Genomic DNA, 19,778 nt, shown 5'->3' on the forward strand with positions numbered 1-19,778 from the left:
CTGGGTTGGGGGCTTTGTATGTTCTTGACCGACACAGGGGTGCACGGCATGGCCACCGCCTCCGCGATTGGGCGCTCACAACAACTCACTTTCGAAGATGTTCAGCGCCGTACCGACGGCGAGCCAATCAGCCTGCTTGTCTCCGATATTGAAGGACCTCAAGGGGCATCGAAAGGTCGCAGCCCACTATGGAAAGGCTGTGACGGGGAAGCAGACGCGGAGCGGGTGATCGACCCCTTGAAGTCTGCAATACCATGGGACCATTGATGCAGTATCTCTCTGGAGAGCCACGATGAGCATCACCGATTATCTCGTTATTGGGGCGGGTGCGAGCGGTCTCGCATTCGCGGACGCTCTGCTCCACGAATCAGACGCCGAGGTCCTGCTTGTCGATCGGCGGGCGGAGGTCGGCGGCCACTGGCGCGATGCCTATTCCTTTGTGCTGCTCCACACGCCGTCGGCTTACTACGGCGTCAACTCGTTGCGGCTCGGCCGAAACCGAATCATCGAGTCTGGCCGCAACGCGGGCTTCTACGAGCAGGCCACCGGTGCCGAGGTCTGCGCATACTTCGAGACCGTGCTGGCCCGTCAGCTGCAGTCATCCGGACGAGCGCAATTCCTCGGCCGGACCGGGTTCCTAGACCACCACGACGGCATCGCCCGTATCCGCCACCTGGAGACCGGCGAAGTCGAGGAGGTCGTTGTACGCCGCCGCATCGTGGACGCCCGATACCAAGAGGCATCCGTACCGGCCACTCACACGCCGTCGTATACCGTCGATCCGGACGCTGCTTTCGCGCCGGTCGGAATGCTGCCCGAGCGCGCCGGTGACTATCGCGAGTTCATCGTCATCGGCGCCGGCAAGACCGCGGCTGATGCATGCCTGTGGCTGCTCGACGCCGGGACCGACCCCGACCGGATCCGCTGGGTAAGGCCGCGAGAAATGTGGTTCACCAATCGAGCGGGTATGCAGCCTCTCGAACAGGTCGCGTCGATCCTGAACGGCCTGGCCGACGACGCCGAGGCGGGCGCCCACGCGCGAGACGTCGTCGACATGTGCCACCGGCTGGAGGATGTCGGCAGGCTTATGCGACTCGACCCCAGTGTCGAGCCCACGATGTACCGGGGCACCATGCTGAGCAGGCCGGAGCTGACGGCGCTGCAGCAGATCGGCAACGTGATCCGCCTTGGACATGTTGAGGCCGTCGGCGTGGACCGCCTGCGGCTGACGGCAGGCGGCGTGACCGCCGCCCGGCACACGCTGGTCGTCGACTGCTCGGCGCGCGGGCTGTCCGCATCCCCGCCGGTGCCGATCTTCGTCGACAACACCATCCGGCTTCAGCAGTTACGGCACAACTCGCCGACGTTCAACGCGGCGCTCCTCGGCTTCATCGAGGCCCATCGAGACGACGCTGCGGAGAAGAACCGCCTGGCTCCGCCGAACCCCTACGCCAACACGCCCCGCGACATGGCCTCGATGTTCACCCGAACCTGGGTCACCGAGCGACTTTGGCAGGGCGAAGCCGATATCCGCCACTGGATCGAACAAAGTCGGCTGAACCTGCTGTGCGGCCTGGCGGAAAGGACGGGAGACGTTGCGGCCAAAGCGGCCGCCGGGCGCTTCACGAACCACGTTGCCGACGCGATCGCGCGACTGCCACAGCTTGCCTGATGGGCCAGCGAACTCACGCGTCGCGAAGTCAGGCTAAGCAATCGGGGGGGGCTCCATCCACGACCCCACCGATCCCGTGGGCCAGCTCCTCTTCAGCGTCCTGGCCATGGTCGCCGAATTCGAAGCCGGCCTGATCCGGGCACGGACCAGGGAAATGCAGGCCGCTACGACGCACGGCAAAACCCCATGAAACCACGGCCGGCCATAACCAGCCGAGAATCAAAACACTGACGAATACAGACCACTTGAACAACGGCCGCTACAGTAAGCCACCCCGACTGCCCCGATTTTCCGGGCCTCGGCGAGCATCCGGGCCAATAATGTCGGTGCCTGCTGGGAGAGTGTGGACATGGACGGGATTCAGGAAGTGCGGACCACTCCGGGAGTGGCGCCTGCACGTTCCCGTGTTCCGGAGACACCTGCCCCGGAGACTCCTCGGCACGGGGACTGCATGCAGCATCTCATCACCGCGGTGGGCTCACTCCGCACGGGCACCAGCAGCGGCGAACTGGTCGATCAGCTGCGTGGGCTGGAGGACCTGAAGTCAGCGATTGCAGCCCTCCAGGCCAAGGTTGCTGTCGCTTTTGACCTCGCGCAGCGCCGCGAGCAGGCCCAGGCCGGCGTACCAACGTCTGAGCAGGGCCAGGGCGTGGCGGCGCAGATTGCGCTCGCCCGGCGGGAATCCCCCAGCCGTGGATCCCGGCTCCTCGGCCTCGCCAAGGCTCTTGTCACCGAAATGCCACGCACCATGGCTGCCCTGGAAACGGGGCAATTGAACGAGTGGCGGGCAACTTTGTTGGTCAAGGAGACAGCTTGCCTCAGCGCTGTGGATCGTTGCGCCGTGGACGAGGAACTCGCGGCCGACGCCGGGACATTCTCAGGCGCTGGAGACCGGGCTATCATCGCTGCCGCGAGGGCCGCTGCCTACCGCAAGGACCCACGCTCCGTGACCGAACGGGCCAGTCGCGCTGCGGCCGAACGGCACGTCAGCCTGCGCCCGGCACCTGACACCATGACCTACCTGACCGCGCTGCTCCCGGTGGCCGAGGGCGTGGCCGTGCACTCTGCGCTCAGCCACCAGGCAGACTCGCTCCGCTCGGACGGTGACCCCCGCAGCCGCGGCCAGGTCATGGCGGACACCCTTGTTGAACGGCTCACCGGCACGCTCGGGGGTGTCTCCAGCATCGAGATCCAGCTGGTCATGACGGACCGCACGCTGTTCCAGGGCGACAGCGAGCCGGCACGCCTGAGGGGCTACGGAGTTGTTCCGGCCGGATGGGCGAGGTCCGTCCTGGCTGAAAGAACCGCCGGGCCGGATCAGGACTTCGAGGTGTGGGTGAGGCGTCTCTACACGGCACCGGGCAACAGCGAGCTTCTTGCCACTGATTCCAAGGCGCGCCTCTTCCCACGCAGGATGCGACGCTTCATCGAAGCGCGGGATGACACCTGCCGCACCCCGTACTGCGACGCGCCCATCAGGCATATCGATCACATCGTCCCCTGGCGTTCCGGTGGGACCACAGCGCTGCAGAACGGCGCCGGACTGTGCGAACAGTGCAACCACACCAAGGAAGTCAGCGGGTGGACAGTGAAGCCGCTGACCGGGAACCGGCACTCACTGGAAATCAGCACGCCCACCGGACACAGCTACCAATCGACAGCACCGCCCTTACCCGGGCACCGGCATGCCGCAACGTCATTACCCGCAGCCTCAGCGGCTACACTGACGTTGCCCACAGCGTCGGGCGCCGCAACGCCGCCGCTCAAGACGTCGCCGCCCACAGCGTCGGGCGCCGCAACGCCGTCGCTCAAGACGTCGCCGCCCACAACGGCGATACCGCAGTCACGAAGCCACCGGCGCCGGCACCGCAAGCGTGCCAAGGCGCTCAAGTACGCCCGCCGCACCAGACCGTTGGCCGCCTAATACTTGAAGGAACGAGGAACGAGGAACGAGGAACGAGGAACGAGGTACGGGGAGGGAAGGTCCGTGGAGGGGGCAAGTTACGCAGCAGGGCCTAGAACTGCTGCGGGGGAGCCGGCGGGGCGGGCTGGGCGGGCTGAACTGGCGGCGTCGGCTGGGCTGCGGCTTTGCTCAGGTAGACCGACTGGCCAGTGGCGCCGGGTTCGCCCTCACCCAGCGGGATCGCAAACACCGCCGTGCCGTAGGCACACACCTCGGTCCAGTTGGTGCCCATCTCGGACGTGTCGAAGCGCATGGCGAGGATGGCGTTGGCGCCGCGCTGCTGCGCCTCGGCCACCATGCGGGACATGACTTCCTGGCGGCTTTCATACAGTGCCTTGGTCATCTCGGGCAGCTCGCCGCCGCCCAGGGAGCGGAAGCCCGCGAGCATCTGTGAGCCGATGTCCCGCGAGCGGACGGTGAGGCCCATGACCTCGCCGAAGACGGCGTCGATCCTGTGGCCCGGGATCTCATTGGAAGTGACGATCAACATGCTCCCGAGCCTACCCAGAAACCGCCCGTTAACGGACGAATCACCCGGGCATGGCCCGGGTGATTCGTCGTCCAGCGGTGAGCTTCCGCCTATGCCTTGCTGTCGGCGAGCTCGCGGGCCCCGCCGTCGTTCGTTCCGCCGTCGTTCGTTCCGGCGTCGGAGTCACCGGGCGCTGCCTCCACGGAGGAATCGGCGTCGGACGTGTCGTCGATGAACGGCGTGCCGTTGCGCGGCGCGTTGTACAGCGACTCGTCCAGGATGCCCTGGCGCTTGGCCACGATGGCCGGGACCAGTGCCTGGCCAGCGACGTTGACCGCCGTGCGGCCCATGTCCAGGATCGGGTCAATCGCCAGCAGGAGGCCGACGCCGGCCAGCGGCAGTCCCAGCGTGGAGAGGGTCAGCGTCAGCATGACGACGGCGCCGGTGGTGCCTGCCGTTGCTGCGGAGCCCAGGACGGAGACCAGCACGATCAGCAGGTACTGGCTGAAGTCCAGGTTGATCCCGAAGAACTGGGCCACGAAGATCGCGGCGACGGCCGGGTAGATGGCCGCGCAGCCGTCCATCTTGGTGGTGGCGCCCAGCGGCACCGCGAAGGAGGCGTAGCCGCGGGGGACGCCCAGGCTGCGTTCGGTGACGCGCTGCGTGAGCGGCAGCGTGCCGATCGAGGAGCGGGAGACGAAGGCCAGCTGCACAGCAGGCCACACCCCGGAGAAGTACTGCTTGACGGACAGGCCGTGGGCGCGGACCAGCACCGGGTAGAGGCCGAAGAGCACCAGGGCCAGGCCCACATAGATGGCCACGGTGAACTTGCCCAGGGCGCCGATGGTGTCCCAGCCGTAGATGGCCACGGCGTTTCCGATCAGGCCGATGGTGCCGATCGGGGCAACGCGGATGATCCACCACAGCACCTTCTGGATGACGGCCAGGGCGGAAGCGTTGAGGTTCAGGAACGGTTCTGCCTGCTTGCCCACCTTCAGCGCGGCGATGCCGACGGCGATGGCGATCACCAGGATCTGCAGCACGTTGAAGCTGACGGAGGTGCTGACCGTGGTGGCGGCGGAGGCGCTTTCGGTCACCGTGGAGCTGGCGCCGAGACCGAGGAAGTTCTTGGGGAACAGGCCGATGAGGAAGGACCACCAGTCACCGGTCTTGCCGGCGTACTTGGCTTCCTGCGTAATGCCGGTGTTGGCGCCGGGCTGCAGCAGCACGCCCAGGCCGATGCCGATGAGCACCGAAACGAGGGAGGTGATGGCGAACCAGAGCAGGGTGTTCCACGCCAGCTTGGCGGCGTTGGAGACCTGGCGCAGGTTGGCGATGGAGCTGACCACCGCGGTGAAGATGAGGGGGACGACGGCGGTCTGCAGCAGCGAGACGTAGCTCGAGCCGATGGTCTGCAAGGTGGCACCGAGGCCGTTGGGGGCAGTCTTGGTGCTGCCGGTGTACTTGGCGATCAGGCCGAGGGCCAGGCCGATGACCAGGGCCGCGACGATCTGGACGCCGAAGGATCCTGCCCATTTGGGGAGCCGGGGCGCGGTCTTACCGGCGGCTGGGGTGGTGTTGGTTGATGTGCTCACGGGAACACGCTAGGTGCACGCCAAATAACAGAGCGAACGGACGTTTAGAAATATGACGCGCCACATGAAGGGGCGGCCGCCCCGGGCATCCCGGAACGACCGCCAAATCAATGAAACTTCAAGTTATTCCATGGCTCCCTGTGGCATTTGTCTCAGGGGCCAGTGTCCAAAAGGCTCAGCCCAGCAGCGCCCGCCGCAGCGTATCGAGGCCAACGGAGCCGATGTTCAGGGCCTTGCTGTGGAAGGACTTCAGCTCGAAGCCGTCGCGGGTCTCCAACTCGGCACGGATCTGCTCCCAGAGGCGCTGGCCCACCTTGTAGGACGGGGCCTGGCCCGGCCAGCCGAGGTAACGGGTGAACTCGAACTGCAGCTGGCCTTCACTGATGTCCAGGTTGGCCTTGAGGAACTCGAAGCCCTTCTCCGGGGTCCAGGTGCCGGATCCCCAGCGTTCCGGCACGGGCAGTTCCAGGTGCACGCCGATGTCGAAGACCACGCGGGCCGCCCGCATGCGCTGGCCGTCCAGCATGCCCATGTGGTCGCCCGGATCCTTCAGGTATCCCAGCTCCAGCATGAGCTGCTCCGCGTACAGGGCCCAGCCTTCGCCGTGGCCGGACACCCAGCAGACGTTCCGGCGCCAGTTGTTCAGCAGCTCGCGCCGGTATGTGGCGGTGGCCACCTGCAGGTGGTGCCCCGGCACGCCTTCGTGGAAGACGGTGGTGGTTTCGGACCAGGTGGTGAAGGTGTCCTCGCCAGCCGGCACGGACCACCACATGCGTCCGGGCCGGGAGAAATCGTCCGAGGGGCCGGTGTAGTAGATGCCGCCCTCGTCGGTGGGGGCGATCATGCACTCGAGGGTCTTCATGACCTCCGGGATGTCGAAGTGGACGTCGGCCAGTTCGGAGATGGCGCGGTCCGAGAGGTCCTGCATCCAGGCCTTGAGCTTGTCGGTGCCCTTGATCTGCCGTGCAGGATCGTTGTTGAGGATGGCCTTGGCTTCCTCGATGGTGGCCCCCGGCTTGATCTGCCCGGCCACGCGCTCCTGTTCGGTGATGAGCCGTTCGAGCTCCTGCACGCCCCAGGCATAGGTCTCTTCCAGGTCCACCGTGGCGCCGAGGAACGAGCGCGAGGCCCGGGCATAGCGTTCGCGGCCCACTGCGTCCTTCTCCGGGGCCGCGGGCAGGAGCTCGTCCGCGAGGAAGGCGGCAAGGGCGGTGTAGGCCGCGCGCGCGGCGGAAGTTCCGGCGTCGAGCCTTTCCTGCAGGTCCGCAGGCAGCGGGGCGCCGTCCAGACGGGCGTCCCTTGCAAGTTTGGCGAAGAAGCCGTCCGCGGCGGCGTAGCGGCCGCACTGCTCGATGACGATGCGCACCTGCCGGGCGGCGGCCACCTTGCCTGCGTCCCTGGCGGAGCGCAGCGAGGCGATGTAGCCCTCCAGCGCGGCAGGGACGTTGGCCGCACGGCCGGCGATGTGGCCCCACTGCTCGGCGGTGTCCGTCGGCATGAGGTCGAAGATGGCCCGGATGTCCTGGGCGGCAGAGGCGATGTTGTTCAGCTCGGCGGCATGCCAGCCGGAGGCGTGGATTTCCAGGTCCAGGCCCAGGCGTTCGCGCATCGCGTCCAGCGTGACGACGTCGGATTCGTCGGCCGGCTCAAGTGCCGCGAGCTTGTCCAGGGTTTCCCTGGCCGCGGCAGCCAGGGCCTCGGCCCCGGCGGGGGAGTAGTCGGGATATTCGGTCTCGTGTCCAGGCAGGCCGAGGATGGTGGCGAAGCTTGGATTGAGCGCCAGGAGCGTGTCTGTATACGCGTCGGCGACGGCATCGATGTCTGTCTTCGGGCGCACGGGAGCTGTGTTTGCAGTAGTCACCCGAAGAGCCTAACGGCGCGGCCTGCCCGGTCAAAGGGTTTCGAGGCGGCGATTCGGGCGGCTAGCCGCGGCTGCGCTTCCAGGCGCCCGGCCCCGGCGTGGGGGACAGGCGGAGCTGCTGCCGGCGCACCCAGTGCCGGGTGCTCGGCTGCCGGGGAGCCGCCGACGCCGGAGAAGACAGAGAGGCGACGACGGCGGCCAGCGCCGCCAGTTCCTCGGGCGTCGGTTCGCCCTTGACCACCGAAAGGAACGTGGTGGCTTGCTGTGTGCTGGCGTCCGGGCTCACAGGGGGATGTTCCCGTGCTTCTTGGTAGGCAGGCTGGCGCGCTTGTCGCGCAGTGCGCGCAGGCCCTTGATGATCTGCAGCCGGGTGTCCGACGGTGCGATCACCGCGTCCACGTAGCCCAGTTCTGCCGCCTGGTACGGGTTGAGGAGCTCTTCCTCGTACTGTCGCACCACGTCGGCACGCTTGGCCTCGACGTCGCCGCCGGCCTCGGCAACCGCGGCGAGATCGCGGCGGTACAGGATGTTGACGGCACCCTGGGCGCCCATGACGCCGATCTGGGCCGTGGGCCAGGCGAGGTTGAGGTCCGCGCCGAGCTTCTTGGAGCCCATCACGATGTACGCGCCACCGTAGGCCTTGCGGGTGATGACGGTCAGCTTCGGCACGGTGGCCTCGGCGAAGGCGTAGAGCAGCTTGGCGCCGCGGCGGATGATGCCCTGGAATTCCTGGTCCTTGCCGGGCAGGAAGCCGGGGACGTCCACCAGGGTGATGATGGGGATGTTGAAAGCGTCGCAGTGGCGGACAAAGCGCGCGGCCTTTTCGGAGGCCGCGATGTCCAGCGTGCCGGCGAACTGCATGGGCTGGTTGGCCACGATGCCTACCGTGTGGCCTTCCACGCGGCCGTAGCCGATGATGACGTTGGGCGCGTAGAGGGACTGCATCTCCAGGAAGTGCGCGTCGTCCACGATCTGCTCGATGACCTTGCGTATGTCGTAGGGCTGGTTGGCCGAGTCCGGGATGAGGGCATCGAGGGCGAGGTCGTCGTCGTTGAGCTCAAGCTCCTGCTCGTGCTCCACCACGGGGGCCTCGGAGAGGTTGTTGGACGGCAGGAAGTCCAACAGCTCGCGGACGAACTCGATGGCATCCGCTTCGTCGCTGGCCAGGTACGTTGACGTACCCGTGGTGGCATTGTGCTGGCGAGCGCCGCCGAGGGTCTCCATGTCCACGTCCTCACCGGTGACGGTCTTGATGACGTCCGGGCCCGTGATGAACATGTGGGAGGTCTTGTCCACCATGACCACGTAATCGGTCAGGGCCGGGGAGTACGCGGCGCCGCCGGCACACGGGCCCATGATGAGGGAAATCTGCGGGACCACACCGGAAGCGTGGACGTTGTTGCGGAAGATGTCCGCGAACATGGCCAGCGAGGCGACGCCTTCCTGGATGCGCGCGCCGCCGCCGTCGTTGATGCCCACCACGGGGCAGCCGTTGCGGAGGGCGAATTCCTGGACCTTGACGATCTTTTCGCCGTTGACCTGGCTCAGCGAGCCGCCGTACACGCTGAAGTCCTGGCTGTAGATGGCGATGAGGCGGCCGTCAACGGTGCCGTAGCCGGACACGACGCCGTCGCCGAGGGGCTTCTTCTTCTCCATGCCGAAGGCCGTGGAGCGGTGCACCGCGAGGGCGTCGAATTCAACGAAGGAGCCTTCGTCGAGCAGGAGGTCGATGCGCTCGCGGGCGGTGTTCTTTCCGCGGGCGTGCTGCTTCTCAATCGCCTCCGGGCCGGAAGGCTGCTCTGCACGGGCCTGGCGGTCGCGGAAGTCGGCAATCTTTCCCGCTGTCGTTGTCAGATCGTGGCTCATCAAGTGTCTCCGGCTCTGTAGCTGATTTACGCTGGCTGCAATTCGCGGACGGCTTTAAGTAGCATCCGTACAAAAAACAGGCCCTGTTGGCCAGTCTAATGACGCCTTTGCCGCGAACCGCTGTAGAAACCCTACAATTTTCAGCCTCCAAGCCAAACACTTCGCTAAGTTACCCGCCGGTAACATAAGTGCGTTAGAGTGTCCCCATGACTCCAAGCAACGACGCTTCAGCCACGCCGTACCGGGCCACAGGCTCGCTCAAGGGCCGCACTATCCTCTTGTCCGGCGGAAGCCGCGGCATCGGGCTGGCCATAGCCACCCGCGCCGCCCGCGACGGCGCCAACATCGTGCTCATGGCCAAGACCGGCGAACCCCATCCGAAACTGGAGGGGACGGTCTACACTGCGGCCGAGCAACTGGTCGCCGCGGGCGGCCAGGCCCTGCCCCTCGTGGGCGATGTCCGCAACGACGGCGACGTCGCCGCGGCGGTGGCCGCCGCCGTCGAGCACTTCGGCGGGATCGACGCCGTCATCAACAACGCCTCGGCGATCGACCTCTCTCCCACGGACGCCGTGGACATGAAGCGGTACGACCTCATGCAGGACATCAACGTCCGCGGCACGTTCCTGCTGTCCAAGCTGGCGCTGCCCGCGCTCCGCGCGTCCGGCCACGGGCACATCCTCACCCTCTCTCCGCCGCTGAACCTGGACCCGAAGTGGGCCGGAATGCACCTGGCCTACACCATGGCCAAGTACGGCATGAGCCTCACCACCCTGGGCCTTGCCGAGGAACTGAAGAACGACGGCGTGGCGGTCAACTCGCTCTGGCCCTGCACGCTCATTGACACCGCGGCCATCCGGAACATGCCCGGAGGCCAGCAGATTGTCCAGGCGGCCCGCGGCCCGGAAATCATGGCCGACGCCGCCCATGCCGTGCTGACGGGCGCCAATCTGGCCGCCGGCGCCAACCCGGGCAGCGCCTCCGGCAACTTCTACACGGACGAAGAGGTGCTCCGCGCCGCCGGCGTGACCGACTTCAGCCCCTACAGCCTCGGCGCCCCCGAAGACAGGCTCGTCCCGGACATCTTCCTCTGAACCGGTCTTGTTCCGCCTGCAGGGCCGCTTCGGCGCCTAGGGACACTGCGGAGCCCGACTCGATAGGATTCAGACATGGATGCCGAACAGCCCGCCAGCAGCGAACCACGCACGCCCCGTCCCGGCTTGGCCCGTGCCGACTTGGCCCGTCCCGACTTGGACAGGGACGCACTGCTCAACGCCGATTTCCTGTCGGCCACCGGCATTTCCCGGCTGGACGTCGTGGAGTCCACAGGGTCCACCAACGCGGATCTGGTCCTGGCTGTGAGGGTGGAGCCCAAGAAATGGGCGGACCTTGCCGTGCTGACGGCCGAGCACCAGACCGCCGGCCGCGGCCGGCTGGACCGCCATTGGGAGTCGCCGGCCCGTTCGGCGGTTTCCGTGTCCGTGGTGCTGCGCCCGGTGAACGGGGACGGCCTTCCGGTCCCCACCCAGAGCTACTCCTGGCTGTCCTTGCTGGCCGCCGTGGCGCTGCGTGACGCCCTGCTGGAAACCGCCGGCCTTCCCGCCGAGATCAAATGGCCCAACGACGTCCTGGTCCGCGGCAAGAAAATTGCAGGCATCCTGGCCCAGATGACGCCGCTGGGCGACGGATCGGTGCCTGCCGTGATTCTGGGCGTTGGCCTGAACGTGACACTTGCCGAAGACGAACTGCCCGTCCCCACGGCCACGTCGGTGCTCCTGGAGGGTGCCGCCACCACGGACCGCACGGCGATCCTGAAGAGCTATCTGTCCCGCTTTGCGGCGCTGTACCGCAGTTTCTGCAACGCCGACGGCGATCCCGCGGCCGGGCTGGCCGGCGGGGCCTCCCTGCACAAGCGGGTGGAGTCGGCCATGGTGACCCTCGGCCGCGAAGTGCGGGCGCACCTGCCCGGTGACCACGAGCTGGTGGGCCACGCCTCGCGTCTGGACGAGCATGGTTCCCTCCTGGTGGTGGACCACGGCGGCCGTGAGCACGTGGTGACCGCCGGGGACGTCGTCCACCTCCGGGCCACCGACACCGGCTATGCGTAGAGACCTGCTTCCAGGGGAACAGGTGATCGTTGAGACGAGGCAACAGGCGCGCATGCTGGTGCTGCCCGCGCTGGCCTTCATCCTGTTGCCTGCCCTGGCCGCCTACGCCTGCGCCTGGATCGTGAGGGGCGGCCCGCAACGGCTGCTCCCCGCGGTGGTCACCGGCGCCTGGACACCCTGGCTGCTGGGCGTGTGCCTGGCCATCGCGGCCGTGGTCCTCAGCGGCTACAGCCTCCGCCGCGCCCTCAAATGGCGGTCCATCAGGTACACGCTGACCAGCCGCCGGATAATTGCCCGCTTCGGCATGCTTCGGCGCGGAGACTGGCAGGTCTCGCTGGCCGCCGTGCGCAGCGTGGGGGTGCGCCAGGGCCTGCTCCAACGAATGTTGCGCTCGGGGAATATATCCTTGGATACCGGGCACCCCGGCGAAACCGTCCTGAAGGACGTGCCGGAGGTCCGAAAGTTCCGGAGCTTCATTCTTGACGCGATGGACGATCTCCCCGACGGCGAGATTTTCGAGGCCGATGTGCTGACAGACTTCAGCGATGACGCTTTGCCCTGGGAACTGAGAGAAGGTGGAAGAGATGAGCGTTGAGGACCAGCAGTCCGGCAAGGACCTGGATGAGGAGTTCGACGCCGTACCCGAACCTTCCGTGGACGACGAGCCGGCCGTGCCGGCAACGAATGCTTCCCCGCCCACCGGGGTGATGTCCGCCGAGCGCCTCGCCATCAAGGCCCTCGAGGCCCGGCTCCTCGGCGGCGAACGCAAGCTCCGCCGTCGTGAAGTCGCCGCCGGTGCCGGAGTGTCGTTGCTGTCCGCCCGGAAACTGTGGCGCGCCCTCGGCTTCCCCAACCTCGGCGACGACGACGTGGCGTTCACCGAACGCGACAAGGCCGCGCTGTCCACCATCCTGGACCTGGTGCGTGCCGGGATACTGACCGAAGACGCCGCGATCTCCGTCACCCGCTCCATCGGCCAGATGACGGACCGCATGGTCGTCTGGCAGATCGAGGCGCTGGTGGAGGACATGGTCTCGGAGCAGGGCATTCCGGACGCCGTGGCCCGCAAGCGGCTGGTCACCCAGCTGCCCACCCTCATCGACGCCCTTGAGGAAATCCTCGTCTACTCCTGGCACCGCCAGCTGAACGCCGGCGTGCAGCGGCTCGCCGTGCGCGCCGAAGCCGGGCTGCAGGCCAGCGAAGAGGGCCGGGAAGGCGACGAGGACGATGCTCCGCTGCCCCTGGCGCGCGCCGTGGGCTTCGCCGACCTCGTCTCCTATACCAGCCTGTCGCGCCGGATGAACGAGAAGACCCTCGCCCAGCTGGTGCAGCGCTTCGAAAACAAGTGCGCCGAAATCATCTCGGTGGGTGGTGGCCGCCTGGTCAAGACCGTGGGCGATGAAGTCCTCTACATCGCCGAAACCCCGGCAGCGGGCGCGGAGATCTCGCTCGCCCTGGCGCAGGCCTTCACCGAGGACGAGATCCTGCCCCAGTGCCGCGTGTCCATGGTGTGGGGGCGCATCCTGTCCCGGCTTGGCGACATCTACGGGCCCACCGTGAACCTGGCCGCCCGCCTCACCACGCTGGCCCAGCCCGGGACCGTCCTGGTGGACGCCATGACGGCGGCGGCACTTGGCCAGGACGAACGCTTCGTGCTGGTGCCGCAGAAGTCCGAGAACGTGCGCGGCTTCGGCGAAATCCACCCCGTCATGCTGGCCCGCGGCCGCGGCAGGGGCCTGGTCCTGGACTGATCCCCGGCCTGAGCGGCGTTGGAGTTGCGTCTGCGGCCATGGCATAGTCGTGTCCGCAGACTTGTTTCGCCGCCGCATGGGGGACGGCGGAATGTCTTGGCCGCTGGGATCCAGCCGGCCCGGAGGGTCGCCCACAGTGCGCGGCCGTAATTGGGGGATTCGACGCCGTGATTTCTTGGCTGAAGCGTGTGTCCGGACTGAACCGTGTGTCTTGGCTGAACAACGACCCTAGGCGAAACAGCGTGCCCGCGCGCAGGACCCGGAAACGGCTCCTGGCGGGCGCCGCCGGGGTGACCGCGGCCACCGTGCTGGTCACCACCGCCGTGCTGTACCCCGGCATCAAGACCAGCGAGGTCGATCTCAACGACGGCGCCGTCTGGGTCACCAGCAAGTCGCGGAACGCCGCAGCCCGGCTCAACTATCCTTCCAAGGTGCTCGACGGAGCTGTCACCCCCGCCAGCGTTGACTTCGACATCCTGCAGCAGGCCGGCACCATCTTCGTCGACGATCAAGGCAGCAGGAACCTCAACCCCGTCAGTGCGGCCAACATGCGGCTGGGCGGGGACCGCAGGCTCCCGGCCACGGCGAAGGTGAGCCTCGGCACGCAGATGCTGGCCATCACGGACCCGGCGCAGGGCAAAGCCTGGGCCCTCCCGGCAGCGAACCTGGACAGTTTCGACCCCGGGGCTTCCACGCCGCTGCGTGACTCCAGCCGCGGCATCATCGCCGTGGTGGGCACCGACGACACCATCCACACCGTGGAGCCCGAAAGCGGCCGCATCACCAGCGGCACCGTCGACGCCGAAGGCAACGCCAAGGACACCCGCACCAGCACCATCGACCCCCTCAAGGACGCCGGCGAGCTGTCGGTCACGGTGGTGGGCGAACAGCCGGTGGTGCTGGACACGGCGTCGGGCACTGTTTTCCTGCCCGGCGGCCGGACCGTCCACCTGGCCGACGCCCGTGACGCCCGCCTGCAGCAGAGCAGTGGGGCGGCAGACGCCGTCGCGATCGCGACCCCAACAGCCCTGCTGCTCCAGCCGCTCGACGGCGGCACCGCCAAAACGGTGCAGGCAGGCGGCCGGGGCGTACCGGCCGCGCCCGTGCAGCTGGGCAACTGCGTGTACGGTGCATGGTCCGGCAGCAACACCTACGTCCGGGACTGCGCCAACGACGCCGATGACCGCCGTGCGGACGTGCCCAAGGCCAGCGCCTCGCCCAGCTACATTTTCCGCGTCAACCGGGACCTTGTGGTGCTGAACGATGTGAATTCCGGGAATGTGTGGCTCGTCAACCAGAACATGCAGCTCGTGAACAACTGGGAAGACGTGATCCCCCCGCAACAGACCTCCGACGACGCCGACAAGGACTCCGCGGACGAGGTCCAGCAGACTGTGCTCCCGGACCGGAGCAAACCCAACAGCGCACCGGTCGCCAAACCGGACACGTTCGGTGTACGCGCAGGAAGGACCGTCATCCTGCCTGTCCTGGACAACGACGCGGACCCCGACGGCGACATCCTGACCGTCCGTGCCCCGGATCCGATCAAATCCGGGCTCCTCGCCCCGATCTACGGCTCCACCGGCTTCCAGGTCAGCGTTCCCGCCGACAAATCCGGCTCCGAGACCTTCAAATACACCGTCGACGACGGCCGCGGACTCACAGCCTCTTCCGACATCACGCTCAACATCATCCCGCCCGGGGAGAACTCCGCCCCGCGGCAGAAGCCAAACCGGAACACCACCCTCGTGGTCCAGGCCGGCAAAATCGTCAGCCAGAACATCCTCACGGACTGGACCGACCCCGACGGCGACGATCTTTACGTAGTCAGCGCAACCGGAAGCGACCCCCGCGACCAGGTCAAGGTCCGTCCGGACGGATTGCTCACCTTCCAGGACGCCGGCACGGAGCCCGGCCGCAAAGTGGTTACCCTGACGGTCTCCGACGGCCAGTCGACTGCCGAGGGCAAAGTCACAGTGGACGTGCGCGCCCCGGGCGCCCTGCCGCCCATCGCCAACGCAGACCACGTGGTCGCCGTCGCCGGGGTGGACACTGTCATCGCACCGCTGAAGAACGACTCCGATCCGCAGGGCGGTGCCCTCCGCCTCGCCCAGGTCACTCCCGACGGCAACTCCACGGCCACCATGGGGGCGGACCAACAGACCTTCACCTTCAACTCAACGGCCGAGGGTGCCCACTACATGTCCTATTTGGTGACCAACGGCCCGGCCAGCGCCCAGCAGCTGGTACGCGTGGATGTAGTGCGGGGCGCCGGAGACGGCGTCCCCGTTGCCGTGCGGGACACGGCCCTGCTGCCCAGCGGGGGCAGTGTGGTGGTGGACGTCCTCGGCAATGACTCGGACCCCTCCGGCGGCGTGCTGGTGGTCCAGTCCGTCACGGCTGCCGACGGCTTGCCGGCCAGCGTCTCAGTGCTGGACCACGCCGTTGTCCGGATCACCGACATCCGGGCGCAGGGCCAGCTCAACGTCAAATACACGATCTCCAACGGCAAGTCTTCGGCCAGCGGTGACATCGCCATCCTGGTGGTGCCAGCGCCGGCCAAGCTTCAGGCACCCCAGGCCAAGCCCGACGAGGCCTCCGTCCGGGTGGGCGACGTCGTCACGATACCGGTCCTGGACAATGACACCGATCCCAACGGCGGAAACCTCTTCCTGGACGCGGAACTGGCGCAGCGGCCCGACGACGGCGATGGCCGCATCTTCCGGGCCGGCAACACGCTGCGTTTCATTGCCGGGGACGTGCCCAAGACCGTCTACGCGATCTACAAGGTCACCAACGACACCGGCCAGTCGGACTCCCAGCAGCTCACCATCCGCATCCGCGCCCGGGACGACGAACGGAACACCCGTCCCGAGCCGAAGAACCTCACCGCCCGTGTGGTGTCCGGCATGGTGGTACGGATCCCCGTGCCCCTGGACGGCATTGACTCCGACGGCGACTCCGTCCAGCTGGTCAGCGTCGACAAGGCTCCGGCCATGGGAACAGCGGTGGTCAAGGACGGCTACCTCGAGTTCACGGCCGCCGGGACGGCCTCGGGGACCGACACGTTCAGCTACCGGGTCAGGGACCGGATCGGCGCCGAGAACACCGGCACCGTGATTGTGGGCATTGCGCCGCCGGAAGCCAACAACCAGAAGCCCATCGCCGTCGACGATTCCGTCGACGTCCGCCCCGGACGCAAAATCGCGGTGGACGCCCTCGGCAACGATTCGGACCCGGACGGGGATCCGATCGGGCTGGTCTCCAACGCATTCGAAGCCCCGGCCGAACTCCGCGTCGAAACGGCCGACGGCGGCAAAGTACAGCTCACAGCGCCGGGTATCGCCGGCAGCGAGAGCATCAGCTACAAGGTCCAGGACGACAAGAAGGCCCAGGGCAGTGCCGTGATCCGGGTCAGGGTCAGTCCCGACGCCACCCTCAAGGCCCCCGTTGCCAAGGACGATGTCATCACTCCGGCGGAGACGCTGGGCAAGTCCGCCGTCGACGTGCCGGTCCTGAAGAACGACTCCGATCCCGACGGGGTGGCCTCCGAACTCAAGATCAGCCTTCCCGACGGCAACCCGAACGCGCGCGCCGGAGGCAACGGCAATGTCATGGTCAGCCTGGCACCGACAGACCAGCTGGTGCCGTACACCGTCACCGACATGGATGGCCAGACCGCCACGGCGGTCATCTGGGTGCCCGGGCAGGGGGAGCAGCACCCAACACTGGCCCGGGCCGACGTCGTGGAAGTCATGGCCGGCAAGGAAATCACGCTGAACCTCAGCGAGTACGTCCGGGTCCGGGAGGGCCGCGTACCGCAGATCACCCAGGCGGACAGAATCCGGGTGCAGGGCGCGGACCCCCGGGACGTCATTCTTGGCAGTGGCAATGCACTGCGCTATGCCGCGCTCAAAGACTACGTGGGCCCCGGCTCGGTCACTTTCGAGGTGACGGACGGCTCCGGCCCGGAAGACCCGCAAGGCCTGAAATCCACGCTGAGCATCATCACACGCGTCATCCCGGATCCGGCGGCCAACCATGAGCCCACGTTCAGCGGAAGCGAGCTCGAGGTGCCGAAGGGCGAAACCGCCACCCTGGAATTGGGCAATCTGGCCAAAGACATCGATGCCGGTGACCAGGAGAAGCTCAAGTTCGAGTTCGACGGGGCCACGCCGGAAGGCTTCACGGCAACAATTGACGGGCAGTTGCTCAAAGTCAGCTCCGCGACCGGCATGGCGGCCGGCCGCAAGGGAACCATCCCGCTGAAGGTCAGCGACGGCCGCTCCGGACCGGTCAAGGCCGCCGTGACGGCCGCCGTCGTCGCCTCCAGCCGGCCGCTCCCCACCGCCAATGAGGACGTCCTGGAGAAGGCGAATGCCGGCCGCACCGAGACCATCAACGTCCTCGCCAACGATTTCAACCCATTCAGCGACGCTGCGCTGAGAATCGTCTCTGTTGCCGTTGAAACCGGCTCGGCGGCCGGGCAGCCGGTCATCGGCGGGGATTCCATCACGGTGACGCCCGCGGACGGATCCAAGGGCGTCATGGTGCTGCGCTATACGGTCTCGGACAAGACCGACGATCCGTCGCGCCAGGTGAACGGCCGGGTGCGCATCACGGTCCGCGACAAACCAGACGCCCCCTCGGCCCCCACCGCAACGGACGTGCGCAGCCGGACGGCAGTGCTCAAGTGGGCTCCGCCGTCGGACAACGGTGCCACCATCACCGGCTACACGGTCAAGTCCAACAATGGCTTCGAACAGAAATGCGCTACCACCACCTGCACCCTCAGCGGGCTGACCAACGACGTGAAGTACGTCTTCGCGGTGACCGCCACCAACGAGGTGGGCGATTCCCAGCCGTCACCGCAGTCGAACGAAATCCGGCCCGACGAAAAACCGTCGCCGCCGGAGGCGCCCACGGTGAAAGCGGGGGACAAGAACATGGCGATCAACTGGCTGCCGGCCAAGACCGAGGGCTCGGCCGTGAAGAGCTACAACCTCGAGATTTCCCCGGCCCCGGCCAACGGAATCGCCGTAAAGAACGCCGTCACCGGACTGAGCTACACCTGGGCCGGCCTGAGCAACGGCGTCCGCTACAAAATACGCGCCCAGGCCGTCAACGAGCTCGGACCGTCCGACTGGAGCATCTACTCCTCCGAAGACAACCCCGCCGGGGTACCCGCCGCGCCGGCAGCACCGACGTCCGCTGTGGCGTCCGCCGTGGGAACCACCAACCAGCTGCGGGTTAACTGGACGGAACCGGATACCAACGGCGACGCCATCAAGAACTACTACGTCACCATGAGCGGTGGCGGCGGAGCGCCGCAGACCCAGACCATCGCAGGGACGGTACGCACCGCCAACTTCACGGCAAACAACTCCGAAGCCGGGTACACGTTCACGGTCCAGGCCGAAAACAAGGCCGGAAAAGGTGCCATCAGTCTGCCGTCGGCACCCCGCCGAGCCACCGGCAAACTCGGCCAGGTCTCAGGCGTCACCGTCGGGGCAGCGGACACGGGAGGAGCCGGGCGGAAGGTGACCGTCAATTTCAAGGAACTTACCGCCGCGGAACGCAACGGCTCGTCGGTGGACGAGGTGAGTTACAGCTATAACGCCAGCACCGGCGAAAGCGGCCCGATCACACGCGGCCAAACCGTTGGCGGCTTTGCCAACGGTACCCGGACCACCATCACGGTGATTGCGCACTCCACGGTTGCGCCGAGCTCCAACGCCAGCGCCGGAGCGTCGACCACCCCCTACGGGTCACCCGGGACGCCGTCGGCATCGGGGCAGAACGGCGCCATGAACCAGAAATCGCTGACCCTGAACTGGTCCTCCCCGTCCACCAGCACCAACGATGTTGTTTCGACCAGGATCAGCATCGACGGCGGCGGGTGGGAGAACGTTGCCCCGTCCGGCAGCAGGGTCATCAACACCGGCGGATTCAGCGAGTCCCACCGGATCGACGTGAAAACAGTCAACTCGATGGGGACTGAAAGCAGCGTCGTATCCGCGTCCGCGTCCTCGGGGGCGCAGGGCGAATGGATCACCACCGTCGTCAAGGGCACGGGCCTGGTGCGCACCTGCACCTTCGAGTACGGAAAGGCCAGCTACCGTCCGAATCCGTACTTCGACTGCCAAGGTGTCAACAATGGCGATACGCCGCCATGGTTCTACGTCAACAGCGGCGAGCGGATCGTGGTCCACTGCTACGTCATGATGAACGACCAGTGGACCAACACCCCGGATCAGCCGTTCTACCGGATTGACCCCGGCTCCAACCGGAATGTCGGCTACTACATGGTGGCCAGGCACTCGCAGCTTGATCTGCCCTACGCCCATGGGATCCCGCATTGCTGACGGTGGTCGCAGGGCAGGCAGCGTGATGGGGAGCGCTGCCCATCGCGTACGCCGCACGGCCACGGTACTCTGGGCAGGCGAAGGGAGAGTCGAGTCTCGGTCTCCTTGGTGTGCCGGGGCAGCCATGG

The 19,778-nt window shown here is 67.0% G+C and carries 12 protein-coding genes and 1 pseudogene; 8 read left to right on the forward strand and 5 right to left on the reverse strand.

Annotated features, from left to right (window positions below; translation table 11 throughout):
* The first annotated feature begins 292 nt into the window (after positions 1–292).
* The 3 genes and pseudogenes from NVV90_RS06280 to NVV90_RS06290 all read left to right on the forward strand — a co-directional run bounded on the left by NVV90_RS06280 (position 293) and on the right by NVV90_RS06290 (position 3,596).
* A complete protein-coding gene (locus NVV90_RS06280; protein ID WP_258440332.1) occupies positions 293–1,672 on the forward strand; it encodes an NAD(P)-binding protein in 1,380 nt (459 codons plus the stop codon).
* Positions 1,673–1,681: 9 nt separating this feature from the next.
* Positions 1,682–1,853, forward strand: a pseudogene (locus tag NVV90_RS06285) (recombinase family protein); the annotation flags it as partial.
* A 270-nt stretch (positions 1,854–2,123) separates the two neighbouring features.
* A complete protein-coding gene (locus tag NVV90_RS06290; RefSeq protein WP_258440333.1) occupies positions 2,124–3,596 on the forward strand; it encodes an HNH endonuclease signature motif containing protein in 1,473 nt (490 codons plus the stop codon).
* A 91-nt stretch (positions 3,597–3,687) separates the two neighbouring features.
* Here NVV90_RS06290 and NVV90_RS06295 read toward each other — a convergent pair whose 3' ends face one another.
* The 5 genes from NVV90_RS06295 to NVV90_RS06315 all read right to left on the reverse strand — a co-directional run bounded on the left by NVV90_RS06295 (position 3,688) and on the right by NVV90_RS06315 (position 9,426).
* Positions 3,688–4,125: a YbjQ family protein gene (locus NVV90_RS06295; protein WP_258440334.1), complete on the reverse strand. Its 438-nt coding sequence runs from the start codon at positions 4,123–4,125 to the stop codon at positions 3,688–3,690.
* Positions 4,126–4,214: 89 nt separating this feature from the next.
* The gene (locus NVV90_RS06300) at positions 4,215–5,699 is read right to left on the reverse strand and encodes a dicarboxylate/amino acid:cation symporter (protein ID WP_258440335.1); all 1,485 of its coding nucleotides are present in this window, start codon (positions 5,697–5,699) and stop codon (positions 4,215–4,217) included.
* Positions 5,700–5,874: 175 nt separating this feature from the next.
* On the reverse strand, positions 5,875–7,560 hold the full coding sequence (locus NVV90_RS06305) for a DUF885 domain-containing protein (protein WP_258440336.1): 1,686 nt from the start codon (positions 7,558–7,560) through the stop codon (positions 5,875–5,877).
* Positions 7,561–7,621: 61 nt separating this feature from the next.
* Complete coding sequence (locus tag NVV90_RS06310; protein ID WP_258440337.1) at positions 7,622–7,846, reverse strand: acyl-CoA carboxylase epsilon subunit; 225 nt, start codon at positions 7,844–7,846, stop codon at positions 7,622–7,624.
* Complete coding sequence (locus NVV90_RS06315; RefSeq protein WP_258440338.1) at positions 7,843–9,426, reverse strand: acyl-CoA carboxylase subunit beta; 1,584 nt, start codon at positions 9,424–9,426, stop codon at positions 7,843–7,845. Before NVV90_RS06315 ends, NVV90_RS06310 begins: the two co-directional genes overlap by 4 nt.
* Positions 9,427–9,632: 206 nt before the next feature.
* Between NVV90_RS06315 and NVV90_RS06320 the strand changes: the two genes are divergently transcribed.
* From NVV90_RS06320 to NVV90_RS06340, 5 genes are all read left to right on the forward strand, one after another.
* Positions 9,633–10,520: an NAD(P)-dependent oxidoreductase gene (locus tag NVV90_RS06320; RefSeq protein WP_258440339.1), complete on the forward strand. Its 888-nt coding sequence runs from the start codon at positions 9,633–9,635 to the stop codon at positions 10,518–10,520.
* A 75-nt stretch (positions 10,521–10,595) separates the two neighbouring features.
* Positions 10,596–11,534 carry a biotin--[acetyl-CoA-carboxylase] ligase gene (locus NVV90_RS06325; protein ID WP_258440340.1) on the forward strand — a complete coding sequence of 313 codons (939 nt, stop codon included), beginning with the start codon at positions 10,596–10,598 and terminating at the stop codon, positions 11,532–11,534.
* Positions 11,527–12,129: a PH domain-containing protein gene (locus NVV90_RS06330; protein ID WP_258440341.1), complete on the forward strand. Its 603-nt coding sequence runs from the start codon at positions 11,527–11,529 to the stop codon at positions 12,127–12,129. Before NVV90_RS06325 ends, NVV90_RS06330 begins: the two co-directional genes overlap by 8 nt.
* A complete protein-coding gene (locus NVV90_RS06335) occupies positions 12,119–13,285 on the forward strand; it encodes an adenylate/guanylate cyclase domain-containing protein (RefSeq protein ID WP_258440342.1) in 1,167 nt (388 codons plus the stop codon). Before NVV90_RS06330 ends, NVV90_RS06335 begins: the two co-directional genes overlap by 11 nt.
* A gap of 242 nt (positions 13,286–13,527) precedes the next feature.
* Entirely contained in the window at positions 13,528–19,650 is a 6,123-nt protein-coding gene (locus NVV90_RS06340) for an Ig-like domain-containing protein (RefSeq protein ID WP_258440343.1), read from the forward strand.
* The last annotated feature ends 128 nt before the right edge of the window (positions 19,651–19,778 follow it).

Source organism: Arthrobacter sp. CJ23, assembly GCF_024741795.1.
Taxonomy (GTDB): Bacteria; Actinomycetota; Actinomycetes; order Actinomycetales; family Micrococcaceae; genus Arthrobacter.